Source organism: Brevundimonas sp. (genome assembly GCF_035627055.1).
Taxonomy (GTDB): Bacteria; Pseudomonadota; Alphaproteobacteria; order Caulobacterales; family Caulobacteraceae; genus Brevundimonas.
In genome coordinates, this window is sequence record NZ_DASPMM010000023.1 from 1 (window position 1) to 25134 (window position 25134).

General features: G+C 68.5%; 22 protein-coding genes and 1 pseudogene. 11 read left to right on the forward strand and 12 right to left on the reverse strand.

The window, feature by feature from the left end; genetic code table 11:
- The coding region (gene cobS, locus VEA98_RS12600; RefSeq protein ID WP_414642181.1) for a cobaltochelatase subunit CobS at window positions 1–1159 on the forward strand (1159 nt) is incomplete at its 5' end.
- A gap of 137 nt (window positions 1160–1296) precedes the next feature.
- Window positions 1297–1533 (forward strand): annotated as a pseudogene (locus tag VEA98_RS12605) (endonuclease domain-containing protein); the annotation flags it as partial.
- Between the two features lie 114 nt (window positions 1534–1647).
- Here VEA98_RS12605 and VEA98_RS12610 read toward each other — a convergent pair.
- The gene (locus tag VEA98_RS12610; protein WP_324814971.1) at window positions 1648–2268 is read right to left on the reverse strand and encodes a DUF2239 family protein; all 621 of its coding nucleotides are present in this window, start codon (window positions 2266–2268) and stop codon (window positions 1648–1650) included.
- Window positions 2269–2566: 298 nt separating this feature from the next.
- Here VEA98_RS12610 and VEA98_RS12615 point away from each other — a divergent pair, with 298 nt between their 5' ends.
- Window positions 2567–2875, forward strand: coding sequence for a CsbD family protein (locus VEA98_RS12615; protein WP_324814974.1), 309 nt, complete (start codon window positions 2567–2569; stop codon window positions 2873–2875).
- Here the strand turns inward: VEA98_RS12615 and VEA98_RS12620 are convergent.
- The 3 genes from VEA98_RS12620 to clpS form a co-directional block, all read right to left on the reverse strand.
- Window positions 2872–3453, reverse strand: a complete 582-nt coding sequence (locus tag VEA98_RS12620; protein ID WP_324814976.1) for a DUF4287 domain-containing protein — start codon at window positions 3451–3453, stop codon at window positions 2872–2874. The two genes, VEA98_RS12615 and VEA98_RS12620, sit on opposite strands and share 4 nt — an antisense overlap.
- 102 nt (window positions 3454–3555) lie before the next feature.
- Complete coding sequence (clpA, locus tag VEA98_RS12625) at window positions 3556–5862, reverse strand: ATP-dependent Clp protease ATP-binding subunit ClpA (protein WP_324814979.1); 2307 nt, start codon at window positions 5860–5862, stop codon at window positions 3556–3558.
- Between the two features lie 11 nt (window positions 5863–5873).
- Complete coding sequence (gene clpS, locus VEA98_RS12630; protein ID WP_324797296.1) at window positions 5874–6206, reverse strand: ATP-dependent Clp protease adapter ClpS; 333 nt, start codon at window positions 6204–6206, stop codon at window positions 5874–5876.
- Window positions 6207–6315: 109 nt separating this feature from the next.
- On the opposite strand from clpS, the gene VEA98_RS12635 reads away from it, so the two are divergent.
- Window positions 6316–6675, forward strand: a complete 360-nt coding sequence (locus VEA98_RS12635) for a hypothetical protein (RefSeq protein ID WP_324814982.1) — start codon at window positions 6316–6318, stop codon at window positions 6673–6675.
- Between the two features lie 71 nt (window positions 6676–6746).
- Here VEA98_RS12635 and VEA98_RS12640 read toward each other — a convergent pair whose 3' ends face one another.
- Window positions 6747–7244 (reverse strand): TIGR01841 family phasin, encoded by a 498-nt coding sequence (locus tag VEA98_RS12640; RefSeq protein WP_324814985.1) that lies wholly within the window; start codon window positions 7242–7244, stop codon window positions 6747–6749.
- A 286-nt stretch (window positions 7245–7530) separates the two neighbouring features.
- Between VEA98_RS12640 and VEA98_RS12645 the strand changes: the two genes are divergently transcribed.
- From VEA98_RS12645 to VEA98_RS12675, 7 genes are all read left to right on the forward strand, one after another.
- The gene (locus tag VEA98_RS12645; protein WP_324814988.1) at window positions 7531–8931 is read left to right on the forward strand and encodes a D-alanyl-D-alanine carboxypeptidase family protein; all 1401 of its coding nucleotides are present in this window, start codon (window positions 7531–7533) and stop codon (window positions 8929–8931) included.
- Window positions 8932–8992: 61 nt separating this feature from the next.
- Window positions 8993–9559, forward strand: coding sequence for a hypothetical protein (locus tag VEA98_RS12650; protein ID WP_324814991.1), 567 nt, complete (start codon window positions 8993–8995; stop codon window positions 9557–9559).
- Window positions 9560–9726: 167 nt separating this feature from the next.
- Window positions 9727–10113 carry a 30S ribosomal protein S6 gene (rpsF, locus tag VEA98_RS12655; protein WP_324814994.1) on the forward strand — a complete coding sequence of 129 codons (387 nt, stop codon included), beginning with the start codon at window positions 9727–9729 and terminating at the stop codon, window positions 10111–10113.
- Between the two features lie 11 nt (window positions 10114–10124).
- Window positions 10125–10400 (forward strand): 30S ribosomal protein S18, encoded by a 276-nt coding sequence (gene rpsR / locus VEA98_RS12660; protein ID WP_168048961.1) that lies wholly within the window; start codon window positions 10125–10127, stop codon window positions 10398–10400.
- Between the two features lies 1 nt (window position 10401).
- On the forward strand, window positions 10402–10986 hold the full coding sequence (gene rplI / locus VEA98_RS12665; protein WP_324814996.1) for a 50S ribosomal protein L9: 585 nt from the start codon (window positions 10402–10404) through the stop codon (window positions 10984–10986).
- Window positions 10987–11157: 171 nt separating this feature from the next.
- The gene (locus VEA98_RS12670) at window positions 11158–11514 is read left to right on the forward strand and encodes a hypothetical protein (protein WP_324814998.1); all 357 of its coding nucleotides are present in this window, start codon (window positions 11158–11160) and stop codon (window positions 11512–11514) included.
- A gap of 115 nt (window positions 11515–11629) precedes the next feature.
- Window positions 11630–13120, forward strand: a complete 1491-nt coding sequence (locus VEA98_RS12675) for a replicative DNA helicase (protein WP_324815000.1) — start codon at window positions 11630–11632, stop codon at window positions 13118–13120.
- Here the strand turns inward: VEA98_RS12675 and VEA98_RS12680 are convergent, their stop codons facing one another.
- From VEA98_RS12680 to VEA98_RS12710, 7 genes are all read right to left on the reverse strand, one after another.
- The gene (locus tag VEA98_RS12680; protein WP_324815002.1) at window positions 13121–16339 is read right to left on the reverse strand and encodes a discoidin domain-containing protein; all 3219 of its coding nucleotides are present in this window, start codon (window positions 16337–16339) and stop codon (window positions 13121–13123) included.
- Between the two features lie 7 nt (window positions 16340–16346).
- A complete protein-coding gene (locus VEA98_RS12685) occupies window positions 16347–17171 on the reverse strand; it encodes a carbohydrate ABC transporter permease (RefSeq protein WP_324815004.1) in 825 nt (274 codons plus the stop codon).
- Window positions 17168–18127 (reverse strand): sugar ABC transporter permease, encoded by a 960-nt coding sequence (locus tag VEA98_RS12690; RefSeq protein ID WP_324815006.1) that lies wholly within the window; start codon window positions 18125–18127, stop codon window positions 17168–17170. Before VEA98_RS12690 ends, VEA98_RS12685 begins: the two co-directional genes overlap by 4 nt.
- Window positions 18124–19395: a sugar ABC transporter substrate-binding protein gene (locus VEA98_RS12695; RefSeq protein WP_324815009.1), complete on the reverse strand. Its 1272-nt coding sequence runs from the start codon at window positions 19393–19395 to the stop codon at window positions 18124–18126. Before VEA98_RS12695 ends, VEA98_RS12690 begins: the two co-directional genes overlap by 4 nt.
- Window positions 19392–20810 (reverse strand): glucoamylase family protein, encoded by a 1419-nt coding sequence (locus VEA98_RS12700; protein WP_324815012.1) that lies wholly within the window; start codon window positions 20808–20810, stop codon window positions 19392–19394. Before VEA98_RS12700 ends, VEA98_RS12695 begins: the two co-directional genes overlap by 4 nt.
- Window positions 20811–20920: 110 nt before the next feature.
- Entirely contained in the window at window positions 20921–23995 is a 3075-nt protein-coding gene (locus VEA98_RS12705; RefSeq protein ID WP_324815014.1) for a TonB-dependent receptor, read from the reverse strand.
- Complete coding sequence (locus VEA98_RS12710) at window positions 23992–25068, reverse strand: LacI family DNA-binding transcriptional regulator (protein WP_324815017.1); 1077 nt, start codon at window positions 25066–25068, stop codon at window positions 23992–23994. Before VEA98_RS12710 ends, VEA98_RS12705 begins: the two co-directional genes overlap by 4 nt.
- Between the last annotated feature and the right edge of the window lie 66 nt (window positions 25069–25134).

Here is a 25134-nt window from a genome sequence, read left to right on the forward strand (position 1 = left end):
CGATTCCGAAATGCAGGTGCCCGCCTTCAGCCAGCGCACCGAGCATGTGCCGGATGTCGACGAGAGCTACCGGTTCGACCACGACACCACGATGTCGATTCTGGCCGGCTTTGCCTACAACCGCCGCGTCATGATCCAGGGCTACCACGGCACGGGCAAGTCGACCCATATCGAGCAGGTCGCCGCCCGTCTCAACTGGCCCTGCGTGCGCGTCAACCTCGACAGCCACATCAGCCGCATCGACCTGGACATCAAGGTCCCGGCGTTCAGCGAGCGCGATCCCCACGTTCCGGACGTGGATCCCGCCTACAAGTTCGACCCGGAGACCACCAAGGCCATCTGCGCGGGCTTCGCCTTCGACCGGCGGGTGATGGTCCAGGGCTATCACGGCACCGGCAAGTCGACGCACATCGAACAGGTGGCCGCGCGCCTCAACTGGCCGCTGATCCGCGTCAACCTCGACAGCCACGTCAGCCGGATCGACCTCGTCGGCAAGGACGCCATCGTCCTGAAGGACGGCAAGCAGGTCACCGAATTCCGCGAAGGCATGCTGCCCTGGGCCATCCAGCGGCCGATCGCGCTGGTCTTCGACGAATACGACGCCGGCCGCCCGGATGTGATGTTCGTGATCCAGCGCGTGCTGGAGGCGCAGGGCAAGCTGACCCTGCTCGACCAGAACCGGGTGATCCGGCCCAACCCCTATTTCCGGCTGTTCGCGACGACCAACACCGTCGGCCTCGGCGACACCACCGGCCTCTACCATGGCACGCAGGCGATCAATCAGGGCCAGATGGACCGCTGGAACATCGTCACCACGCTCAACTACCTCGACCACGACGTCGAGGCCGAGATCGTCGCCGCCAAGGTGCCCGAGTGGTCCGACGCCGAGGGCAAGCGCCGCATCGCCGCCATGGTCCGCGTCGCCGACATGACCCGCAACGCCTTCATGAACGGCGACATCTCGACGGTGATGTCGCCCCGCACGGTGATCACCTGGGCCCAGAACGCGATCATCTTCGCCGGCGACGTCGGCCTGGCCTTCCGGCTGACCTTCCTCAACAAGTGCGACGAGCTGGAACGCCCGACCATCGCGGAATTCTACCAGCGGGCGTTCGGCGAGGACCTCCCCGAGGCGGCGACGCGGGTGAAGGTGGGGTGACCCTCCCTTCTCCCCTTGCGGGAGAAGGTGGCAGCCGAAGGCTGACGGATGAGGGGTCGCACCGGCCTCTCGACAGAAGGAGCCGACAGGGTCTTACATGACCTATGGACGAGTGGCTCACACAACGTGCGAAAGAAATGCGTCACGAGCCGGTGCTCTACGAGCGCCGCCTGTGGAAGCTGCTGCGCGACCGGCGGCTGGGCGGGCTGAAGTTCCGGCGGCAGTTCAAGTTCGTGGAAGGCCCCTACATCGTCGATTTCATCTGCTTCCGCCACAGACTCATCGTGGAGGCCGACGGCCCTCAGCACGAGGATCGGGCCGAGGACGCAGCGCGGGACGACTGGTTGCGCGTTCAGGGCTTCCGGGTCCTGCGATTCCCGAACCAGCAGATCGAGAACCACGGCGAGCAGGTCGTCAGAGCGATCCTGGCGGCGGCGGATGAGAGACTGACGGAACTGATCACGCCCGCCGGCGCGACCCCTCATCCGTCAGCCCTGCGGGCTGCCACCTTCTCCCGCAAGGGGAGAAGGATCAGCTTCCCCGTTCCGCCAAGCCCCCGCCGCCATCTCCCGCGCCGTCTCCCGCACCCCTTCCGGCCAGCCTTCCACCACCGCGTCGAACGCCGTCCAGTCCCCCGCGAACAGCATCCGCGTGGCCTCCTCGTAGCCCGGCAGGTCCCCGCCCATGGCGGTCATGAAGCGGTAGGCCGTCTCCTTCGCCCGACGCGCCCGGTCCGGGCCCTCGCCCGCCTTCATCTGCGCCTCGACCAGCTTGCGCAGCGCCACCGAGATCCCGCCCGGCTGGGCCGCCAGCCAGTCCCAGTGACGCGGCAGCAGGGTGACCTCGCGCGGGGTGACGCCCAGCTTCGGCCGGCCCGGCCCCCGCTTCTCCGCCTCCACCAGCGCCGGGCCCAGCCGGGCCTTCGCCTCGCCCAGGCCGCCGCGCAGGTCGAGGTCGACCGGCCGGCCGTCGGACAGGGCGAACACCAGCAGCCCCTGCCCCGCCGCCGCGGCGGCATGGAGCACGGGCAGGGCGCGGTGCAAGGGGGCGCGGGCGATACGCTCATGGCCGACGAAGGCGACCACGGGCAGGTCTGAGGGGACGGACATGGAATTCTCCGGGGGTTGCGGCCCTACGACCGCGTTTGACGGGACGGCCCCGTACACTCTCCTGCCGGCCGGACCGGAGGCGCAGATTGGGACACCCGGCGGATGCTACGGACGCTACGCACGCTACGGACTCTGTGGACTCTACGGACGGTATTTTCGAGTTTTACCCGGGTAAAAATCACCCGTCAATATTACCCGGGTAAAACTATTCGCGCGCCGCTGTCGCAGGCCCGGAACCGCCGCCCCGGCCATGCGCTAAGCGGGCGCCCCTCCCCTCCCCGCATCCAAGGAGTTCTCCATGACCGACCAGCGCATCGAAGGCGCCGCCCTCCAGACCGAAGGCCAGGTCCAGAACGGCCTCGGCCGCCTGACCGGCGACAGCAAGCTGCAGCTCGACGGCAGGCTCAACGAGGTGAAGGGCAAGGCGCTCGACGCCTACGGCCGCGTCATCGACGGGCTGGACGGCCTCGTAGCCAAGGCCCCGGCCCAGTATCAGGACAAGGCGCGGCAGGGCCTCGACTTCGCCCGTCGCAAGCCGCTGCTGACCACCGGCATCGTCGCCGGCCTGGCCGTTCTGCTCAGCGGCATGGGCCGCCGCCGCCGCTAGCCGTTCGCGGCCGCCTGTTCGAACAGGCGGCCGATCTCGGCGTCGACTGCGCCCGGCCCGTCCAGCTCGACCACCGCCGTCAGCCGCTCCGACCAGCTCTCCCGGCGCACCGCCTCCGCCAGCCTCGGCGACGCCGCCGGCTCCAGCTTCAGCCCCAACAGCGCCTTGCCGCCCTTCAGCGGCCGGATCGCCGCGAACTGCACCGCCCGGCTGAACGAGGTGTAGCCCTTCCGCTGGCCCGAGATCACGCCCTCCACGCCGGAGGCGGCCCGCTCCACCGCCTCCAGGATCGCCAGCGAGCGCGGCTCGGCCCACAGGGCGGCGCGCAGGCCCTCCGCATCATCCCAGCCCATGGCGTCCGCCGGCCGCGCCGCGCTCAGGATGTGGGCCGCGTGATTGGCCCCGATCCCGTGCGTCGCCTTCAGCCAGGCCGCCTGCGCCTTCGGCCGCGTCTCCGGACAGCCCTTCAGGATATCGACCCAGACCGCCACCGGCCGGCCCGTCTGCTTCTCGAAATTGGCCTCGACCGTGGCGAACCACTTCCTCTGCCGCTCGGTCAGCCCCGCGCCCGTCTTCATGCCCGCCGTCTCCTCCGCTCGGCCCAACCTGCCCCCGCCGGCGGCAAAGAAAAAGGCCCCGGCGTCTCCACCGGGGCCTTCTTCGACTCATGGCTGGCGCCGTCAGTCCGCCGACTGCGCCTCGATGGCCTTCGACTGGGCCGCGTTCGGCCCGGTGATGTCGAAGGCGATCTTCCCGTCCTTCAGCTCGACCTTCACATGCCCGCCGCGCGTCAGGCGCCCGAACAGGATGTCGTCGGCCAGCGGCTTCTTGATGCTCTCCTGGATGACCCGGGCCAGCGGCCGCGCGCCATACAGTTCGTCGAAGCCGTTCTTGGCCAGCCAGTCGTTGGCCTCGTCGGTCAGTTCGATGGTGATGTTCCGATCCGCCAGCTGGGCCTCCAGCTGCAGGATGAACTTGGTCACCACCGACCGGATCGTCTCGGCGTCCAGCGCCTTGAACGCCACGATGGCGTCGAGGCGGTTGCGGAACTCGGGCGCGAACAGCCGCTGGATCGCCTTCTCGTCCTCGCCCTCGACCTTGCCGCGGCCGAAGCCGATGGCCGCCCGGGCGTTGTCGGCGGCGCCCGCGTTGGTGGTCATGATCAGGACCACGTTGCGGAAGTCGACCTTCTTGCCGATGGCGTCGGTCAGCTGCCCGTTGTCCATCACCTGCAGCAGGATGTTGTAGACGTCCGGGTGGGCCTTCTCGATCTCGTCCAGCAGCACAACCGCGTGCGGATGCTGGTCGACGGCGTCGGTCAGCAGTCCGCCCTGGTCATGGCCGACATAGCCCGGAGGCGCGCCGATCAGCCGGCTGACCGTGTGCCGCTCCATGTATTCCGACATGTCGAAGCGCAGCATCTCGATGCCCAGCGTCGAGGCCAGTTGCTTGGCCACCTCGGTCTTGCCGACGCCGGTCGGGCCGCTGAACAGGAAGGCGCCGATCGGCTTCTGCGGATCGCGCAGCCCGGCCCGCGCCAGCTTCATGGCCGCCGAGACCTGCTCGATGGCGCCCGACTGGCCGAACACGACCCGGTTCAGGTCGCGCTCCAGTTCGCGCAGGCCCTCGGTGTCGGACTTGCTGACCGACTTCGGCGGGATGCGGGCCATGCGGGCGATGACGGCCTCGACCTCCTTCTGGCCGATGACCTTCTTGCGCTTCGACTCGGGCAGCAGCATCTGCGACGCCCCCGCCTCGTCGATCACGTCGATCGCCTTGTCCGGCAGTTTGCGGTCGGTCATGTACCGCGCCGACAGCTCCACCGCCGTGCGGATGGCGGCGTCGGTGTAGCGCAGCTTGTGGTGGCCTTCGTAGGAGGTCTTCAGCCCCTTCAGGATCTTGATCGTGTCATCGACCGTGGGTTCGTTGACGTCGATCTTCTGGAAGCGGCGGGCCAGCGCCCGGTCCTTCTCGAAATGCTGGCGATACTCCTTGTAGGTCGTCGAGCCCATGCAGCGCAGGCTGCCCGAGGCCAGGGCCGGCTTCAGCAGGTTGGAGGCGTCCATGGCGCCGCCCGAGGTCGCCCCCGCGCCGATCACCGTATGGATCTCGTCGATGAACAGGATGGCGTTGTCGTGCGTCTCCAGCTCCTTGACGACCTGCTTCAGCCGCTCCTCGAAGTCGCCGCGGTAGCGCGTGCCGGCCAGCAGCGCCCCCATGTCGAGGCTGTAGATGGTCGCGCCTTCCAGCACGTCCGGCACCTCGTGGTTGACGATCTTGCGGGCCAGCCCCTCGGCGATGGCGGTCTTGCCGACGCCGGGGTCGCCCACCAGCAGCGGGTTGTTCTTGGTCCGCCGGCACAGGATCTGGATGGCGCGGTCGACCTCGGCCTGGCGACCGATCAGCGGGTCGATCTTGCCGTTTCGCGACTTCTCGTTGAGATCGACGCAATAGGCCTCCAGCGCCTCGCCGCCGGTCTTGGCGGCGGCCGCGTCCTCGGCATCCTCGGGGCTGGCGCCGGAGCGCGCCGGCCGCGTCTCGCCCCCCGCCTTCTTGGCGATGCCGTGGGCGATGTAGTTGACCGCGTCGTAGCGGGTCATGTCCTGCTCCTGCAGGAAATAGGCGGCGTGGCTCTCGCGCTCGCTGAAGATGGCGACCAGCACGTTCGCGCCGGTGACCTCCTCGCGGCCCGAACTCTGGACGTGGATGACGGCGCGCTGGATCACGCGCTGGAAGCCGGCGGTCGGCTTGGCGTCCTCGCCGTCCGAGGTGGCCAGCGCGGCCAGGTCGGTGTCGACGTAGAGGGTCAGCGCGGTCTTCAGGCTGGCCATGTCGACGTTGCAGGCGGTCATCACATTGCCGGCGTCCGGGTCGTCGACCAGGGCCAGCAGCAGGTGTTCGAGGGTGGCGTACTCGTGCCGGCGCTCGTTCGCATAGTGGACGGCGCGGTGCAGGGTCTCTTCGAGAGGACGCGAAAATGACGGCATGGAGGTTCCTCTCAGTCCTTTTCCATCGTGCATTGCAGGGGGTGCTGGTGACGGCGCGCCGTCTCGACCACCTGGGCGACCTTGGTTTCGGCCACTTCGTAGGTGAAGACGCCGCAGACCCCGACGCCATGCTGGTGCACATGCAGCATGATGCGGGTCGCGTCCTCGCGGCTCTTCTGGAAGAACCGCTCCAGCACGTAGACGACGAATTCCATCGGCGTGTAGTCGTCGTTCAGAATCAGCACCCGATACAGCGAGGGCTTCTGAAGCTTCGGCTTTGTCTCGGTGACGGTGGCGGCCCCGAGGCCTCCCTCCTGATCACCGGCCTTACGTGACGGCGGCATTCGTTGTCCGTGTTTGGGGAGTCGATGGACAGATAGGGAATGATGGCCTGATTTGAAGCGGCGTCCAGTCACACGTTGCGTGACGCAATGGAAACGAGGGAGGGGGCGGATGGATCACCGGAAACTGGGGCTCAGGGTCTATGCGACGGCCGCGACCTATTCCGACGCCCTCGGACTGGCCGAGCGGCTGATCGGCCATCTGTCCCCGCTGGTCGCGGTGCGCGAATGTCGGGTCTATCCCTATCCGAAGTTCGATGCCTGCTTCGGCCTGTGGCTGGAGCTGTCCGCTCCGGACCAGGGCTCCGCCTTCGACCGGGTCCAGGAACTGGTGGCGCCTCATTGGGGAACACACGGGGCGCCGGGCGATCGCTCGGCGATCTGGAACCAGCCGACCGACGGCGGCGTCGCCGTCCTGCCGGAGGCGACCTGGATCCACCTCAACCTGTGGAGCGACCCCGACGAAGACTGAGGCCGGACAGCGAAAGGGCCCCGGCGTTTCCACCGGGGCCCCTCGTACGCCTACTGATTTGGCAGGTCGCCTTAGCGGGCGGCCTGGAACTTCTCGACCGAGGCGGTGACGCGCTCGTTGATCGGCTTGAAGCTGTCCTTGACCGAGGCGGTGAGCACTTCGGTCATGCGGGTCACTTCGGCCAGGTAGGTTTCGGCGGCCGACTTGGCGTAGGCGGTCTGCAGCTCGAGCGCTTCCTGGACCGAACGGGCCTGCGCCAGCGACTGGGCGGCGGCGACGCCGTCTTCCCAGGACTTCTTGGTGTAGGCGACGGTCTGGGCCGACAGGGCCTCGACGCCCTTCTGGGCGGCGGTGGCCGAGGCGACGACGGCCTCGAGGTTCTTCTTGCCCTCGACGTTCAGCTCGGTCAGGCCGGCGACCGACTTGTCGGCGGCTTCACGGAAAGCCTGCGCGCCGGCGGCCTGCATCTTTTCGGCCTGGGCCTGGGCCTTCTCGGCCGAGGCCTTGACCTGGGCGGTGGCGGCTTCGACGGTCTTCTTGACGTTCACGGTTTCGGCGCTGTCGGCCATGGTATTGCTCCTGAACCTGTCGCGGCGTGGCCGCTTGTGACTGTTCCGCGGCAGGCGATCCCACCGCGACGGACCGTCATATGGTGCAAGTGCGAACAAACGTCAAGGGCGTTTTGTGCAATGCACAATACGCGCCAGCGTGAGCCGCGCGCACCTTACAGGAGAGACCGCTTCACAATTCCGTTGACCGCTTGTTTACCCTCACGAAACCCCGATGACGCATGTTAGCCTTTCGTCAGCGTCGCGTGGTGGGGCCGCCGTCGCGCTTTATGTATGAGGCCTGCGCTTGCCGATCTTCGCCCTGATCCGCCGTGGTTTGCTGTCGCTGGCGCTGGTCGTCTCCCTGGCCGTGGTTCCCTCCACGCCGCCGGCGATCGCCCTGCCCTCCGACAACCCGCGCTACGCCGCCATCGTCGTCGATGCGGAGTCCGGCGAGGTGCTGTTCGCCCGGCACGCCGACAGCCGGCGCTATCCGGCCTCGGTCACCAAGATCATGACTTTGTATCTGACCTTCGAGGCCCTCACTGAAGGCAAGGTCAAGCTGGACGACGTCATCACCGTCTCGCCGCGCGCCGCCAGCCAGCCGCCGTCCAAGCTGGGCCTGGCGGCCGGCCAGACCATCACCCTCGACGACGCCATGAAGGCCACGGCGGTGCGCAGCGCCAACGACATGGCCATGGCCATCGCCGAGCATGTCGGCGGTTCGCAGGATCGCTTCGCCGCCCAGATGACGCTGAAGGCCCGCGAACTGGGCATGACCCAGACCCGCTACGTCAATCCGAACGGCCTGCCCGACGCCCGCCAGGTCACCTCGGCCCGCGACCTCGCCATTCTGGCCCGCGCCGTCATGCGCGACTATCCGCAGTACTACCGCTACTTCGGCCTGCACGACTGGACCTATCAGGGCCGGTTGTACCGCAACACCAACGGCCTGTTGGCCCAGGGCGGAGGCTACGACGGCATGAAGACCGGCTACATCCGGGCCTCGGGCTTCAATCTGGTGGCCTCGGCGGTGCGCGACGGACGGCGGTTGATCACCATCGTCCTCGGCGGCCAGAAGGTGGCCAGCCGCAACGCCCATGTCGTCGAGCTGATGGACACCGGTTTCGAGGTCGAACGCCTGCGCCGTGCCGGCCAGCCCATCCAGGTCGCCCAGACCTTCTTCGAGCAGCGCGGCTTCGGCATCGGCTCGGACAACTCTGGCCCCGTCGAATACGCCTCCGCCGCCGACGACACCGACGAGGAGGGCGAGACCGCCGTCAGCTACGCCTCCCTTCCGTCGCCGCCGCCGCAGCCGTCGCGGGTCACCCCTGCCCCGTCCGAAGAGCGCACCGTCGCCTCGCTGTTGCGCGCCGGAGGCCCCTCAGACGTCACCGCCTCCCTCAATGGGGCCCCGCCTGCACGGCCTGGCCCGTCGCGGCCGGCGACGCGGGAGACGGCGCGCGAATCCGCCGGCCGCTGGGCCGTTCAGGTCGGCGCCTTCCGGGACGAGACCGTCGCCCGCGACTGGCTGACCGAGGTCAATCGCCGCTTCCGCAGCCAGTTCACCGCCGCCGAGCGCACGGTGCAGAACGCCGAGGGCTGGTACCGCTCGCGCTTCACCGGCATGAGCGAACAGGCCGCCCAGGCCGCCTGCGCCGCCCTGGCCGAGCGCCGTGTGACCTGCATGGTGGTGCGGCCGCAATAGCCGACCTCTTGGCGCAAGGCCCGGAACCGGCCTAGGCTCGGTCCGCGGTCGGGGGAGCGGCATGAGCGCGTTCGAATACACCTCTGTCATGTCGTCGATCATCGTCGGCCTGGCCCTGGTCGACATCCTGATCAGTCTGAACCGGCTGATCCGCGCCGGCGGCGGCGTCAGATGGCATTGGGCCGCGCCGGCCACGGCCCTGCTGATCTTCCTGACCATCATCCAGATCTGGTGGAGCATCTACCGCCCCGACGGCGGCCCCATGACCATCGGCCAGTTCTTGCCTCTGGTGGTCGAGCTGGTGATCCTGTTCCTGCTGGCCGCCGCGGCCCTGCCGGACGACGTTCCGCCCGGCGGCCTGGATCTGAAGCTCTACTACCAGGGCAACAGCCCCTACCTCTGGTCGCTGTTCGCGGCGGCGCTGGGGTGGCTGCTTTTCATCGAAATCCTCGGCAGCACGCTGATGGGCCAACCCCTCCTGACCGTTGTCGAGGGGCATCTCGTGGACCTCGTCGTCGTCCTGGCCTTCGTCGCCCTGATCTTCGTGCGCAGGCTCTGGATCCACGCCATCGCCCTGGCCTTCTTCGCGGTCGGCCCGATCGGCTGGCTGTCCCGATCACTGGGCTAGACCCCGGCGTCCTTTTCCCCTATACGCGCCGCCTTTCCAGGGCTTCGGTCCTGACGCGGAATTCCAAAGGGTTCGGGAAGTCATCCCGGCCGCCGCTTCAGGATCCATCGTGGGACAGGACTTCACCCGGTCCACCCGCGCCGACGCCCACCAAGGGAGACCACCGCATGGCTCTTTACGAGCACACGGTCATGTCGCGCCAGGATATCAGCGCGCAACAGGCCGAAGCGCTGAACGACACCATCAAGGGCTTGATCGAGCAAGGCGGCGGTTCCGTCGCCAAGATCGAGTACTGGGGTCTGCGCAACCTGACCTACCGGGTCAAGAAGAACCGCAAGGCGCACTATTCGCTGCTCGCCGTCGACTGCCCGCCCGCCGCCATGGCCGAGGTGGAACGTCAGCTGTCGATCAACGAAGACGTGCTGCGCTGGCTGACCGTCCGCGTCGAGGAACTCGACCTGGAGCTGTCGCCCCTGCTGGCCCGCCGCGAACGCGAGCGTGAGCGCGAGCGTGAGCGCACGCCCCGCGAAGACGCCGCCGAAGTCGCTGAATAGGAACCCGGAACATGACCGATACGACTGCCCCGTCGCCGGGCGCGCCGGCTGGCTCCGGCCCCGCCCGTCGCCCCTTCTACCGTCGCCGCAAGGTGTGCCCGTTCTCCGGCGCCAACGCCCCGAAGATCGACTACAAGGACGTCAAGCTCCTGCAGCGCTACATCTCCGAGCGCGGCAAGATCGTTCCTTCGCGCATCACGGCCGTCTCCCAGAAGAAGCAGCGTGAACTGGCCAAGGCCATCAAGCGCGCCCGCTATCTGGCCCTCCTGCCCTACGTGGTGAAGTGATATGAAGGTCGTTCTGCTTGAACGCGTCGAGAACCTCGGCGCCATCGGCGACGTCGTGTCCGTCAAGGACGGCTTCGCCCGCAACTTCCTTCTGCCGCGCGACAAGGCCCGCCGGGCCACGTCGGCGAACCTGAAGGCCTTCGAACTCGACCGCGCCGCCATCGAGGCCCGCAACGAGAAGAACAAGGCCGAGGCGCAGAAGGTGGCCGACAAGATCGACGGCCAGACCTACGTCATGATCCGGCAAGCCGGTGAAACGGGTCAGCTGTACGGATCGGTCGCCGGCCGCGACGTCGCCGAGGCCGTCCAGGCCGAAGGCGGCAAGGTCGAGCGCTCGCAGGTCGTGCTCAACACCGCGATCAAGACCCTCGGCGTCCACGATGTGCAGGTTCGCCTGCACGCCGAGGTCACCGCCACGGTCAAGATCAACATCGCCCGCTCGGCCGACGAGGCCGAACGCCAGGCGAAGGGCGAGGACGTGATCAAGTCCGCCTACGACCAGGACCGCGCGGAAGCGATGGAAGCGGCGCAGGACATGATCGCCGGCGGCGCCGGCCAGCAGGAAGGCCTGGGTTCGGAAGCCTGAACCCGACCAACCGGCTGAAGACTGTGAAAGGGCGCTGCCGGCGACGGCGGCGCCCTTTTTCGCGGCCGGCTCCCGTTCAGAAACGGTTCAGCAAAGCTTGTGTCTTGTCCGCGCCACGTCATTGTTCGGCGAACGGGAGGACCCTCAATGAAACGGCTTGCATCGATCCTGATGGCGTTGGGCGTCCTGCTGGCGGCGAGCGCCGTCTCGGCCCAGAACCAGCGCACCCTCGATGCCTTCCTGACCGAGGCGAACCGCATCCCGCTCAATGCGACATCCGCCCTCCGTCCCAGCGCCCACCGATTGAAGGGTGAGGCGGAGCGGGCCCTCCGCACCGTCCTCACCGGAATTCGGGCGGATCGCGCAGCCGGCCGTTCTCCGCCGGCCTGCCCGCCTGAGAGCATCAGCCTGAATCCGCGGCAATTGCTGGATTTCCTGAACGGCATCCCACAGGCGCGTCGCCAGCGCATGACGGTCGCGGACGGATTCCGCGCGTGGATGGCCGCGCGCTATCCGTGCTCCAGCTAGCTATCACTGATCTGTCACGGCTTTTCCGGCCATCCACAGGGGTGTCCCCGTTCATCTGACGGATGCCCGACTTTTCCGTCCAATTCTGACGGATCGGGGCGCTATGGCTTGATCGATGAACGCCCTGGCTCCCGTCCCCTTCCCCTCGTCTATGGACCCGTCGTCCATCCCGTCCCTGCCTCACAACCTCGAGGCGGAGCAGGCGCTGCTCGGCAGCCTGATGTTCGACAACGCCGTGTTCGAACGCCTGTCGGACCGGCTGCGCGGCAGCCATTTCTACGAGCCCTTCCACCAGCGCCTCTACGACGCCATCGAGGACCACGTTCGCCAGGGTCTGCTGGCCGAGCCGACCATCCTGATGGAGCGGTTCAAGCAGGACCCCGCCTTCCAGGAGTTCGGCGGCCTGCGCTATCTCGCCGACCTGGTCGACCGCGCCCCGCCGGCGGCCAACGCCCCCGACTACGCCCGCGTCGTCTACGACCTGGCCCTGCGCCGCGACCTGATCCGCATCGGCGGCGAGATCATCAAGGAGGCCCCGGCCCCTGAGACCGCCGCCATCGACCAGATAGAGAGCGCCGAACAGCAGCTCTACAACCTCGCCGAAACCGGCAAGCCGTCGTCCGGCTTCGTCAGCTTCTCCACCGCCCTCAGCGGGGCCGTGCAGATGGCCGCGGAGGCCTATCAGCGCGACGGCAAGCTCGCCGGTCTGGCCACCAACCTGGACGACCTCGACCAGAAGCTGGGCGGCCTGCACCCGTCCGACCTGCTGATCCTCGCCGGCCGTCCGTCGATGGGCAAGACCGCCCTCGCCACCAACATCGCCTTCAACGTGGCGCGCAACTACCGCTGGGAGCCGACCCCCGAGGGCCGCAAGACCGTCTCGGGCGGCGTGGTCGCCTTCTACTCGCTGGAAATGTCGGCGGAACAGCTGGCCATGCGTATCCTCGCGGACGCCTCGGGCGTCTCGTCGGACAAGCTGCGCAAGGGCGAGATCGACGCCGCCGACTTCGGCCGCATCCGCGACGCCGCCGTCGAGATCGGCGAGAGCCCGCTGTTCATCGACGCCACCGGCGGCCTGTCGATGTCCAAGCTGGCCGCCCGCGCCCGCCGCCTGAAGCGGATGGAGCACGGCCTTGACCTCATCGTCGTCGACTACCTGCAGCTGATCACGACGGGCGAGAGCAACAGCCAGAAGAACCGGGTGCAGGAGGTGTCCGAGATCACCGGCGGCCTCAAGGCCCTGGCCAAGGAGCTCAGCGTGCCGATCCTGGCCCTGTCCCAGCTGTCGCGTCAGGTCGAGCAGCGCGAGGACAAGCGGCCGCAGCTGTCCGACCTGCGCGAATCCGGCTCGATCGAGCAGGACGCCGACTGCGTCATGTTCGTCTACCGCGAGAGCTACTACCTCGGCCGCGCCGAGCCGCGTGAGGGCACCGAGGAGCACCTCAAGTGGCAGGAGGACATGGACCGCCTCAAGCACCAGGCCGAGGTCGTCATCGGCAAGCAGCGCCACGGCCCCATCGGCATCGTCAAACTGTCGTTCGACGCCGACACCACCCGCTTCGGCAACCTCGCGCAGGGTCAGAGGTACGACAGCTACGGGGACTGATCAGCGCATCTCCACCCGGCGCGCGCCGGCGGGGATGGTCAGCTCCGACCCGGACCACTGCGCGCTCCGGCCGTCGATCCGCACCGCCGGCGGCGGCGTCTCGCCCGTCGGCCACTGCAGCACGAAGCCGCCCAGCGGGGTCGCCTGTCCGTCCAGCGTCAGGATGTAGGTCCGTCCGTCCCGATGAAGGTTGTAGGTCAGGGCGCCGTAGGGCGTGCGCACCCCGGCGACGCCCACGCCCTCGCCGTCCAGCCAGTCGAGCGGAACCCCCGCCGCCAGCACCAGCGCATGATCCCGGTCGCGATCGTAGACCAGCAGGTCCATGGCCGAGCGGATGTAGTCCGAGCTGACCCAGGCGTGCGGCATGTCGCCGATGAAGCGCGGCTCGCGCTTGTCGCGGCCGACCACCTCGGCCCAGCCGTTCCACGCCCGCGGCCGCACGTCGGCGAAGTAGAAGTCCAGCGCCCGCAGCGCCTCTTCGCGCCGGCCCAGCCGCACCAGCGCCCCGACGTTGCGCAGCTCGTACGGCGTGTAGTCCCGCCACGCCTGCCGGTTCTCCTGCCGGGCGGTGAAATTCTCCCACCATTTGTCGAACGTGCCCTCGAGCAGCTCTCGCGGAAGCTTGTCGATCAGCCCGGCCGGCGACAGGCCGATGGTGGTCGACGTGGCGTCGAAATCACCCCGGTCGGCGGCCCCGGCGATCCAGTCGATGCCGTGCACCCTCGCCGTCGCCTCGATCGAGGCCATGACGTCGGCCTTGAACTCGGCCTCCGACGCCCGGAAGCGCGCCGCCGCCGCCTCGTCCCCCAGCGTCTCGGCGATGAAGACCGCGTCGCGGTAGCCGAGCAACCCCCAGAAATCGTCCCAGTAACTGTAGGCCGGCCGGTCGGAATAGCCCTCGTGGCTGATCGTCGGCGGCAGCAGGCCGAACAGGTGCCGCCTGTCCGCCGCCTGGAACTCCGCCGTCCGGGTCGAGGCGCGCAGCTCGTCCATGTAGCGGATGGCGCCCTGCACCTGCGGCCAGACCTCGCGCAGCAGCGCCGCGTCGCCGGTGTAGCGATACGTCTCGGCGGCGAGGAAGACGAACTCCCCGTGGCTGTCGTTCTCCGGCACCGGGTCGGCCCCGCGCGCATCCGCGCAGCACGGCACCTTGCCGTTGTCGAACACCAGCGGCGCGAACCAGCGCAGGTAGTCCGCCGACAGCTCCGCATGGCCCAGCCGGTTCAGCCCCTCGGCCATCATCGCCCCGTCGCGGATCCAGCTGCGGTTATAGCTGCGCGTCCCCGGCTGCAGGATCGGTCCCTGCCGCGACATCAGCATGTGCGCCAGCGACGAACGCATGACGTCCTCGATGCGCTGCTGCCCCGGCGGCAGGGTCAGGTCGAAACGGTCCAGCTTCTCGCGCCACGACAGCGCCGCCGCCGACTGCACCTCGTCCAGCATCGCCTCGACGAAGCCCGGCCCCTCTGGAAGCGGCGCGAGCGGGCCGCTCATGGCGGAAACCCACGCCACCTGCCGGGTCTGTCCGGGCTCGAGTTCGATCTCGTAGATCAGGGCGCCCGCCGCCAGCCCGTCGTCGGATTCGACCAGACGCTCGCCCGGAGCGCGGCGGCGCGCCGCATCGGCCAGCAGGCTCTGAGGATCGGCGCCGGCCGCGAAGGTCGAGGCGGCCACGGCGTCCGCCGGCATGAGCGGACGAACGCGAATGGCGTCGTTCAGCACCAGTTCGCCGCCTGTCCAGTCCAGCTGTTCGATCGGTCCCACCCCGCCCGGCGTGGTCAGGAACTGGACCGGCCCGTTGACCTGGAAGGGCCGCGCCATCAGGCCCAGCGTGATCACCCGCCGCTCGCCGGTCAGATTGGTCAGGTAGTAGCGCCCGAACAGCCGCGGGTTCTCGGGCGGACCGTCGGCGAAGGTTTCGATCTTCAGGCTCCAGCCGTCGCCCGCCCAGGTCACCTCCGGCATCGGCAGATAGTCGCCGAGCAGCCCCTGGGTGATGTTGACATCGGCCCAAGTCACAACCCGCCCGTTGTCCACCACGAACGGCTCGATCGAGGGCCCGCCGCGGCGAAGTTCGATGGCGCCGTCCTCGCCCATCAGGGCGCTCTCGCCGCCGCCGTCGACGCCGACCAGCGTCCAGTACGGCTGCTCGCCATGGAAACCGCGCGGGTACAGCCCCCGCCGGCTCTCATCGGCCACCGCCAGCATGAAGCTGGTCGCCGTCTCGCCGAACGACAGCGGCTCGATCTCCAGGGCGTTCAGCGCATAGGCGTTCGCCGCCGCCTGGCCCAGCCGCTGTCCCGCTCCGGCCTGCCCGACGACGCCGCCCTCGTCGCGGGGGGTCAGCAGGTCCAGCCGCAGCCAGCGCGCCGAGGCCTCCGGCGTGCGCAGCCAGTCGACGCCGCCGTTGCCGTCCGTCACCGCCGCCAGTTCGCGCCAGTCCCGCCCGTCCGACGACGACATCAACCGGTACTCCGACGCCGCCATCCGCTCGGCCCAGCGCAGCGTCACGCCGCCGAACTCCCGCTCGTAGCCAAGGTCCAGCGTCAGGCTCTGCGTCCCGCCGCCCGTGGTGCGCCACGCCGTCGCCGGATCGTCGTCCACCGCTCGCGCCGCGACGTTGAGCCCGTCCTCGCTTGTCGCCGTCGCGATCGGCCGCGGCGGCACGCCCGGCTCTGGCGGCAGTTCGCGCAGCTCCAGCTGGTCGATCTCGATCCAGCCCTTGCCGCCCTCCCCGGCCGTGACCACGAACTCGATCCGCTCGGCGCCGCGGAAGGTCCGGTCCGGGTTCGGACCCCAGGCCCAGGCGATCTGGCGCTTCTTGATGGTGTAGCGGGTCCATTCCAGATTGGCCTTGAAGCCGCGGATCTGACGCCAGTGGACGTTGTCGCCGGAGCCGTCGACAAACTTTATCTCCAGCGTGTTGGGCGCCATCTCGCCCCGCAGCCAGAAGCTGATCTCGTAGTTGTCGGGGACCTCCAGATCGATCGCCCGCGCCGCAAAGGCGTAGCCCGACACCCCGTTGAAGTCGTAGTCCAGCCGCATGGCCTTGCCGTCGCGGCCGGGCACGGAGCTGATCGCCGACGACACATCGGTCGAGGCGTCCGCCGACCACGGCGTCAGCGTCTCGAACGGATCGAGCACCCGCGCCGTCTGGGCCTCGACGGGCGCGGCCCAGATCAGCGCCAGCCCGAAGAACAACGCGACACGAACCAGCATCGGAACCCTAGCCTTTCACGCTACCCGCCAGCATGCCGCGGATGTAGTACCGCTGCAGGGCGAGGAAGAGGATCAGCACCGGCGCGACGGTGATCACCGCCCCCGCCATCATCATCTCGATGTCCTGCACGTGCTCCCGCGACAGCGCCGCCAGCGCCACCGGCAGCGTATAGTTGGACTGGTCGGTCAGGATGATCAGGGGCCACAGGAAGTCGTTCCAGCTGCCGAGGAAGACGAACAGCGCCAGCGTCACGATGATCGGCTGCAGCGTCGGCAGCACCACGCGGCGGAAAATCTGCCCCTCGCTGGCGCCGTCGATACGCGCCGCCTCCAGCATCTCGTCGGGGATGGACAGCGAATACTGCCGCACCAGGAACAGGCCGAAGATCGAGGCCAGCCACGGCACCAGCGCCCCGGCGTAGGTGTTCACCAGCCCCATCCCCTTCAGCATCAGGAACAGCGGCAGGGTGCCGATCTGCGCCGGCACCACCAGCGCCCCGACCAGCAGCTGGAACACGCGCTCGCGCCCCTTGAAGCGCAGCTTGGCGAAGGCATAGCCGGCAGGCACCGTGAACAGCAGCGCCAACCCCGTCGCCAGCGTCGCCAGGGCGAAGCTGTTCCACAGGTAGCGCCCCATCCCCTGGGTTACGAACAGGTCGCGGTAGTGCTCCAGCGTCCCGGTCTTCGGCAGCAGCGGCGGCGGGAAGGTCGCGGCCTCGCCGGTCGACATGAAGCTGACCGACACCATCCACGCCAGCGGGAACAGCACCAGCAAGGCGATGAAGGCCACGCCGAGATTGAGCAGCAGGGTGCGGATGCGGCGTGCGTTCATTCGTACGCCCCCATCCGTTTGGCCACTGCCAGCTGAACCAGGGTCACCGCCAGGATGCAGACGAACAGGATGAAGGCCACGGCGCTGGCGGACCCCAGGTTCCACCATTTGAAGCCCTCTTCGTACATGAAGTAGAGCACCGTCACGGTCGACTGCGCCGGTCCGCCCTGGGTCATCACATAGGGCTCGGCGAACAGCTGGAAGAAGCCGGCCACCGAGATGATCGAGACCAGCAGCAGGGTCGGGGCGATGGCCGGCAGGGTCACGTGCGTGAACCGCTTCCACGCCCCCGCCCCGTCGATGCGCGCCGCCTCGTACAGGTCGTCGGGCACGGTCTGCAGGACCGCGAGGAAGATCAGCATGTTGTAGCCGAAGATCTTCCACACCACGAACATCAGGATGGCCGGGATCGAGGTCTCCGGCTGACCCAGCCAGTCCACCGGCGGCAGGCCGACGCTGGAGATGGCCCAGTTGATCACGCCGTAGCGGGTGTGCAGCAGGTAGTTCCACAGCACGGCGGTGGCCACGAGCGTGGTCACGTAGGGCGCGAAGAACATCACCCGCCACAGCGGTCGCCATTTCACCACCCGCGCGTTCAGGATCACCGCCGCCGCCAGCGACGCCGCGATCGACAGCGGCACGCCCAGAACCGCGAACAACCCGGTGTTCCGCATCGCCCCCCAGAACAGCGGATTGGCGAACAGCCGCTCGTAGTTCTGCAGGCCGACGAAGCGGACGTTGTGAAGGTCGGCGAGGGCGTAGATGTCGAAGTCGGTCAGGCTCAGCAGCAGGGCCGCGAACACCGGGATGGCGAAGAACACCCCGATGGCGATCAGGGCCGGCGCCACGAAGCCCCAGGCGGCGCGCTCGCGGGAGCGGGCGCCGCCGGGCCGCCGGCGCGGCAGGACGGCGGCCTCGGCTTCCACCTTGGCCATGTTCAGGCGGACGTCGGTCATGCCCGGCCCCGCTCCATCATCCAGCGGCGCTTCTCCAGCAGCCGGTCGGCTCGCCGGTCGATCTCGGCGCCCGCCGTCTCGGGCGTGTATTCGCCCCGCACCATCCGCTCCGCGACGATCTGCATCTCGGTGACGATCCGCTCCCACTCCGGCACCTTGGGCACGGCCTCGGCGCGCGACAGCTGGCCCTTGAAGGCGGCGATGTAGGGGTCGTTGGCCACCGCGGGCGCGGCCCAGGCGCTCTCCCGCGCCGGCAGGTCGCCGGTGATGACGTTGAAGCGCGCCTGCACCGCCGGATCGGACAGGTAGCGCACCAGCTTCCACGCCGCCTCCTGACGCGGCGACGAGCGATAGACCACCAGAGACGATCCGCCCGGCGCAGACGCCCCCGGCCCGGTCGGCCCCGGCACGCCCGAGGTCATCCAGCGGGTCTCCGGCTTCAGCCGGTTCCTGAACTCGCCGATGGTCCATGGCCCCGAGAAGTAGAAGCTGAACCAGCCCCGCTCGAACTCGGTCCAGACATTGGAGATCTGCGCTGCCGACGCCACCGGGGCGAGCCCCTCGTCGAACAGGCTTCTGTAGAAGGCCAGCGCCGCCACGAAGGACGGACTGGAGAAATTGCCCCGCGTGTCCTGGTCCTTCAGCAACGGCTCGTCGCCCTGCAGGCCGAAGGTCAGCAACTGCTCGAACTCATTGACCGGCAGCAGCACCGCATATTTGTCCGCCCCGGCCACCCGCTTGACCGCGTGCATGGCCTGCTTCCAGCCGGCCCAGGTCTGCGGCACCGCGTCGTATCCGGCCTCGCCCAGCAGATCGCTCCGATAGAACAGCAGACGGGTGTCGACGTACCAGGGCGTGGCCACAGCCCGGCCGTCGATGCGGTTGGTCTCCAGCACCGCCGGAAATTGATCGGTCAGCAGCTCCGAGGCGAACGCCGGCAGCGGCGAGATCGCCCCGATCGCCGCCATCTCGGCGACCCAGGTGTTGCCCACCTGGCTGAGGTCCGGCAGCGAGTCCCCGGCATAGGCGGTCAGCAGCTTCTGGTGCGCCGCGGTCCACGGCAGGGCCTGCACATCGACCTTGATGCCCGGGTTGAGCCGCTCGAACTCCGGCAGGATTTGCGGGACGTTGGTCGCCTCATTGCCCATGGCCCAGAAGGTCAGGCGGGTGATCCCGTCTTCGCGCCGCCCGCAGCCGGCCAGACCTGACGCCGCCGCCCCGGCCAGAAGGCCGAGCGCCGCGCGTCGATCCGGCCGCGGATGGATCATGCGTCAGCCAGCCAGCCGCCGGTGAATCCGGCCCGCTTCAGGCCGCGCACGATGTTCGGCTCGCCTCGCATCCGCTTCCACACGGCGTCCGACCGATGGTTCTCGATCTGGATCACGATCGGACCCTGGTCGATGCCCAGGTAGTCGCCGTCGACCCAGCCCACGCCCGGAACGATCCGGCCGTGCTGCAGCCGCCCTTCGCGCTGGGTCAGCGTCGGGTTGAACGAGTCCATGAAGCCGAACTCGGTGTAGATGCCGGCCCCGTAGCGCGCCTTCATCGCCTTCAGGCAGGCGGTCACCTCGGCCGGGGCGAAGGGCATCGACCCCATCGCGGCCGTCGGGGCCAGGGTGCCGTCGTCACGGTCGCCCGGTCCGCGCGCCGAATAGCTGAAGAACTGCCGCTCGCGCCCGTCGATGACCTGCTTGAAATCGCCAGGACCGTCGCACGCGGTCAGGCCCCACACGTCCGCCGAATAGCCCGCCCAGGCCTCGGGGTTGCGGATGGCGTGGTTGCGCTGGGCCGCGACGGCCCGGACGCTGTTCTGGAAATAGTCGAAGCCCGGAATCTCCGCCTGCTTCGAGCGCATGAAGGCGTCATGGACGCCGCGGAAATCCACGAACATGTGGCTGTACTGGTGGCCGAACAGCGGGGCGAAGGCCAGGTGCGCCGGGCCCCAGCGATCCGTCCAGCTGCGGTCATAGACGCTGCACCACTCGTCCCACACAGCAGCCGGGACCGGATGGGTCGGGCTGCCGATGGCCAGCAGCAGCACCAGCATTCCCTCGTTGTAGACGTGCCAGTCGGCCTCGATGAAGCCCGACTCGGGATGCCAGCCCATCGAGATGCGGTTGGGCCGCACGACGGCCCAGTCCCACTCGACCCGCTCGTAGATCGCCTGCGCCAGTCGCCGGATTTCGGCCTCGTCGGCATGGTCGCCGTCGAACCACCGCGCCGCGAACAGCATCCCGCCCAGCAACAGGGTGGTGTCGACTGTCGACAGCTCGGTCCGCCCGAAGCGGTGGCCCGTCTCCATGTCCAGGAAATGGTAGAAGAAGCCCTTGTGGCCGGTGACGCCCGTGGCCTCAGGCCCCTGCGGCGCGTCATGGAAGAAGCGCATCGTGTTCAGGGTTCGCGTCCGCGCCTCGTCCCGGCTCATCCAGCCCCGCTCGACGCCGATCGGCCAGCAGGTCAGGGCGAAGCCCACCGCCGCCACCGAACAGAACGACTGCGTCGGCCAGCGGTCCGGCGTCAGGCCGGTCTCGCGCGGCGTCACATGCTGGAACCAGTCGAACGTCCGCTTCTGCAGTTCCTCGACCTCCGGGTCGACCGCCGGGCGGCCGACCGGATGGAACATCCGCGCGGCGGCGCAGCCGGACAGCCCCGCCGCGCCGAGTCCGGCGATCGTGGAACCCATCAGAAACCGGCGCCGATCCATGGGCTCCATCCTCATACTCAAACACTGGGTCGTCAAAGAAATCGGCCGCCCCCCGCGCGTGGCGGGAGGCGGCCGTCAGGCTCGGGGGATCAGAAGCTGTAACGCATGCCCACCTGGAAGGTCCGGGTCGGGAACAACACGCGCGAAGGCCGCTCGAAATTGGGGTTCGGGTTGGCCGTCGATCCCGTGCCGCCGTCGAAGCCGGAGAAGTTGTCGAAGTTGAAGACGTTGATGGCGTCGACGTACACCGACAGCTCCTGGCCGGGAATGAACTCGAAATTCTTCGTCAGCCGCAGATCCAGGTTCCGGTAGGCCCAGGAGTTCGGGATGATGAAGTTGTACTGCTGCGGCCGGCCGTGGTTGGGGCGGTAGTAGAAGTCAGCCCCGCGGCCGTCGAACACGTCGAACGGCGTGCCCGAGCCCAGCGTCAGGATGCCCGACAGCTGGAAGTCGAACGGCAGGTCGACGATGCCGTTGGCCACGATCCGGTGACGCTCGTCGTTGTCGGTCGGCCGGACCGGCGAGGTCTCCACGCTGAAGCAGTCGAAGCAGAAGGCGTCGCGACCGCCGTTCTGTTCGGCTTCCGACCAGGTGTAGGCGAGGTTCAGACCCCAGCCGGAATCGGCCGTGTAGGGCTTGTCCAGCTTGACGTAGAGGGCGCGGAACTCGCGTTCCTTGTTGTGGTCCGACACGAAGTACCCGCGGAACGGGTTGTCGCCGCCCGGCCCGCAGAAGCCGCCGTTGTCGCCGAAGCCGCCGCCGTCGTTCGGACGGTTCGGTTCGCGGCAGCGGGTCAGATACTGCCATGTGAACTCGTTCTCCGTCTGGCCGTAGGCCAGGGTGAACTCGCTTTGCCAGTCGCCGAAGCGCTGACGGACGCCCAGGTTGACCTGGTCGGTCCGCGGCGGCTCGAAGTCGTTGGACAGCAGGAACACCTCGCCCTTGCCCGGGATCGTCGCGAACACCGGGTCCAGGCCCGCGGCGGTCTCGTAGGACGACTGCCACAGGATCGGATCCCCGGCGTCGCCCGGCAGGTCGACGCCCGGCCCCGGATCGCGGTCCTCGCCGACCGGCCGGCCGGTGGTGCTGAAGAAGGCGTTCTGGCGAATGTCGAACGGCTTCACGATCTCGTCGTACGAGAAGTTGAAGTTGACCCGGTCGTAGTAGCGGCCGGCGCCGCCGAAGATGACCGTGCTGCGGTCGCCGAAGACGTCGTACGAGAAGCCGATGCGCGGCTGGAAGGCGCCGGCGAACGGGTCGCGGTTGTCGCCGGTCGAGATGTAGTCGTCGCGGTTGAACCAGCTCGGGGCGTAGCCGGCCGGCTTGCCGCCGTCGGTCGATGCGATCCACTGGTCCAGTCCGGCGATGACGCTGGCCGGGGTGACGTAATCGTTGTTGTTGGCGTTGGTCTCGTAGTCCCAGCGCAGGCCCAGGTTGAGCTCGAGCTGGTCCGTGATCTGCCAGTCGTCCTGGATGTACAGGCCGACGACCTCGTTGTTGAGATCAACCGTCGGGAACGACCGGCCCAGTTCGATGCGATAGGGAACGGTGGGGTCCCCGCTGAGCTCCGGACGGCCGTCGAGGTCGAAGTGGAAGAACGGGTTGCGCCCGAACTGCTTGTCGACCTCATAGGTCTGCAGCGAGACCTTCGCGCCCATCTTGATGGTGTGGAAGCCGTTCAGCTCGATGTCGGTGAACGTCAGGTCGTTGCGGAACGTCAGCGCATTGTCGTGGATGTCCTGGGTGCTGTCCCGGCCGCCGGTGTTCAGGATCGTGAAGCCGCCGAAATAGTCCGGATCGAACGCCGGGGTGCCCGTGTTGGAATCCTCGAACCGCCGATAGCTCCGGCCGACCTCCGAGAAGTTGGCGGCGCCGGGGTTGTAGTTGTAGTCGCGGTAGTCGATGGCGAATTCGTTCAGGAACGACTCCGTCCGCCACTGCCAGCGCAGGTTGCTCGACATCGTGGTCTGGGCCAGGTCGTTCGCCCGCTCGAAGGATTCAGCGCCGCCGAAGTCGCGCAGTTCGGACTCGTCGCGGTAGGTCAGGCTCCAGTCGACCAGATGCTCAGGCGCCGGCTGCCAGCTGAGCTTGCCGAAGAACAGATCTTCCTCGAACGGCGAGGCGAAGGTGCCGATGAAGTCGGCGAACAGGGTCTCGTCGGCGGGCGTCGCGCGGTCGCCCAGATCGACCACGCTGGCGCGGTTTTCCTGCTTGTGCTCGTAGGTGCCGAAGAAGTGCAGGCGGTCGCGGATGATCGGGCCGCCGAGGGCAAAGCCGTACTGCTGGACCTCCAGGTCGACCTTCTCCTGGTTGTTCAGCTCCGCGAAATAGTCCTGCGCGATGAAGTCCTGGTCGCGATAGACCCCGAACACCTCGCCGTGGAACTCGTTGGTGCCCGAGCGGGTGACGGCGGTGATGATCGCCGACGAGGCCTGCTCGTACTCGGCCTTGAAGTTCTGGCTGACGACCCGGAACTCCTGGATGCCCGCCTGCGGGAACGGGTTACCGCGGCTGTCGTCCTGGCCGATGATGCCGCCGGCGATGATGTTGGACTTCAGGCTGGCGCCGTCGATGAAGGCGTTGACCGACTCGGCGCGCTGGCCGCCGGCGGTGATCTGCTGCTCGGTCTCGTCCTGCGACAGGCGCACGCCTGGAGCCAGGGCGGCGAAGTTGAGGAAGTTGCGGTTGATCTGCGGCAGGGTGTTGATCTGCTGCGTGGTGACGTTGGTGGCGTTCTCCGGCGTGCGCACCTCGGCCAGGCGACGGCCGGTGACGACCACCTCGCCCACGTCCGTGGTGACTGTGGAAGCGGTTACATCCGCGCCCACGGAGAGGTCGACCTCGCCGACCTGGCCGACGCCGATCGAGACCAGGTCCGAGGTGGTCTGGCCGTCGGTCGTGGTGACGGAGATCTCGTAGGTGCCGGGCCGCAGGCCGGACAGGACATAGCCGCCGTCCGCGTTGGCCGTCGTGCGGCTGGTGAAGCCGGAGGCCACGTCGCGGGCGACGATGACCGCTCCGGCTTCCGCCTGGGCGCCGTCGGTCACCGAGCCACGGATCGTGGAGGTGGTGACCTGGGCGTATGCGCCGCCGGCGGCGGCCAGAGAGATGGCGACGGCGAGGGCCGATGCGGCCCCCAGATACTGCTTGGACTTGCGGGTCATTGCGGGTTCTCCCCCTCCAGAGGTGATGGGCCGACGGCTTCGCGGGCGCGATCGCCGGGTGTGGTTCGGGTCTGTGTCGCCGGGTTGCTTGATGGGCGCACGACCAGTTCGGGCCGGACGACCTCGCAAGCGGTGTCGGCGACAGCTTCGCCCGCTGCGTTGATCAGGCGGACGAGGCGCTCGAGGGCGCTGCGTCCGGTTTCTGCGATGTTGATTCTGAGGGTGGTCAGGCCCGGCCGCATCAGGCCGGCGATCGGCACGTCGTCGAAGCCGACCACGGCCACGTCGTCCGGCACGGCCAGGCCGGCGTCCTGCAGGGCCAGCATGGCGCCCACGGCCATCATGTCGTTGCCGGCGAAGATCGCGTCCGGCCGCTCCGGCCGCATCGCCAGCTCGGCTCCGGCCCTGTGCCCCGACGCCTGGTCGAAGGCGCCCTCGACCACCACCGTCGGCAGGTTCGCCCGGGCCATCGCTTCCAGATAGCCGGCCAGCCGCGTCTCCGCCTCCAGGTTCCCGGTCGGGCCCGAGATGTGGGCGATGCGTCGCCGTCCCGTGGCGATCAGGTGCTCCACGGCCTGGACCGCGCCGCCGTGGTTGTCGACGACGATCGAAGGCCGGCCGGCCCCCGCGCCGCCGTTCATCAGCAGGATCGGCAGCCGCCCGGCCAGGGTCGTGGCCAGGTTGGCGGCGTCCAGGTGCGGCGACAGCACGATCAGGCCGTCGACCCGTCCACGCATCGAGCGAATGGCGGCCGAGGCCTCTTCCGCGTCGTCGTGCGAACTGGAGACGATCAGGTGATAGCCGAGCGCCCGGGCCGCCACGTCCATGCCGCGGATCAGCTCGGAGAAGAATTCGCCGTACAGGTCCGGCAGGATGACGCCGATCGTCTGGGTCTTGCTGGTCGACAGGCTGCGCGCGCCGGAATGGGGCACGTACTGCAGGGCCTCGACCGCTTCCATCACCTTCTTGCGGGTCGCCTCGGTGACCGGTCCGGCGCCCGTCAGCACGCGCGACACCGACGCCACGGAGACCTCGGCCCGTTCGGCGACATCGCGAATCGTCGCGGCCTTCACGCCGCCCGCTCCGCGCGGGTTGTCGGGGTCGCTCCTGGCGCCAACGTGGTCCTCCCTGACCGGTGC

Coding starts and splice junctions, on each gene's coding strand:
- VEA98_RS12610 (WP_324814971.1), bottom strand. CDS start 2,268: ATGTCCGTCCCCTCAGACCTGCCCGTGGTCGCCTTCGTCGGCCATGAG.
- VEA98_RS12615 (WP_324814974.1), top strand. CDS start 2,567: ATGACCGACCAGCGCATCGAAGGCGCCGCCCTCCAGACCGAAGGCCAG.
- VEA98_RS12620 (WP_324814976.1), bottom strand. CDS start 3,453: ATGAAGACGGGCGCGGGGCTGACCGAGCGGCAGAGGAAGTGGTTCGCC.
- clpA (WP_324814979.1), bottom strand. CDS start 5,862: ATGCCGTCATTTTCGCGTCCTCTCGAAGAGACCCTGCACCGCGCCGTC.
- clpS (WP_324797296.1), bottom strand. CDS start 6,206: ATGCCGCCGTCACGTAAGGCCGGTGATCAGGAGGGAGGCCTCGGGGCC.
- VEA98_RS12635 (WP_324814982.1), top strand. CDS start 6,316: ATGGATCACCGGAAACTGGGGCTCAGGGTCTATGCGACGGCCGCGACC.
- VEA98_RS12640 (WP_324814985.1), bottom strand. CDS start 7,244: ATGGCCGACAGCGCCGAAACCGTGAACGTCAAGAAGACCGTCGAAGCC.
- VEA98_RS12650 (WP_324814991.1), top strand. CDS start 8,993: ATGAGCGCGTTCGAATACACCTCTGTCATGTCGTCGATCATCGTCGGC.
- rpsF (WP_324814994.1), top strand. CDS start 9,727: ATGGCTCTTTACGAGCACACGGTCATGTCGCGCCAGGATATCAGCGCG.
- rpsR (WP_168048961.1), top strand. CDS start 10,125: ATGACCGATACGACTGCCCCGTCGCCGGGCGCGCCGGCTGGCTCCGGC.
- rplI (WP_324814996.1), top strand. CDS start 10,402: ATGAAGGTCGTTCTGCTTGAACGCGTCGAGAACCTCGGCGCCATCGGC.
- VEA98_RS12670 (WP_324814998.1), top strand. CDS start 11,158: ATGGCGTTGGGCGTCCTGCTGGCGGCGAGCGCCGTCTCGGCCCAGAAC.
- VEA98_RS12675 (WP_324815000.1), top strand. CDS start 11,630: ATGAACGCCCTGGCTCCCGTCCCCTTCCCCTCGTCTATGGACCCGTCG.
- VEA98_RS12680 (WP_324815002.1), bottom strand. CDS start 16,339: ATGCTGGTTCGTGTCGCGTTGTTCTTCGGGCTGGCGCTGATCTGGGCC.
- VEA98_RS12685 (WP_324815004.1), bottom strand. CDS start 17,171: ATGAACGCACGCCGCATCCGCACCCTGCTGCTCAATCTCGGCGTGGCC.
- VEA98_RS12690 (WP_324815006.1), bottom strand. CDS start 18,127: ATGACCGACGTCCGCCTGAACATGGCCAAGGTGGAAGCCGAGGCCGCC.
- VEA98_RS12695 (WP_324815009.1), bottom strand. CDS start 19,395: ATGATCCATCCGCGGCCGGATCGACGCGCGGCGCTCGGCCTTCTGGCC.
- VEA98_RS12700 (WP_324815012.1), bottom strand. CDS start 20,810: ATGGGTTCCACGATCGCCGGACTCGGCGCGGCGGGGCTGTCCGGCTGC.
- VEA98_RS12705 (WP_324815014.1), bottom strand. CDS start 23,995: ATGACCCGCAAGTCCAAGCAGTATCTGGGGGCCGCATCGGCCCTCGCC.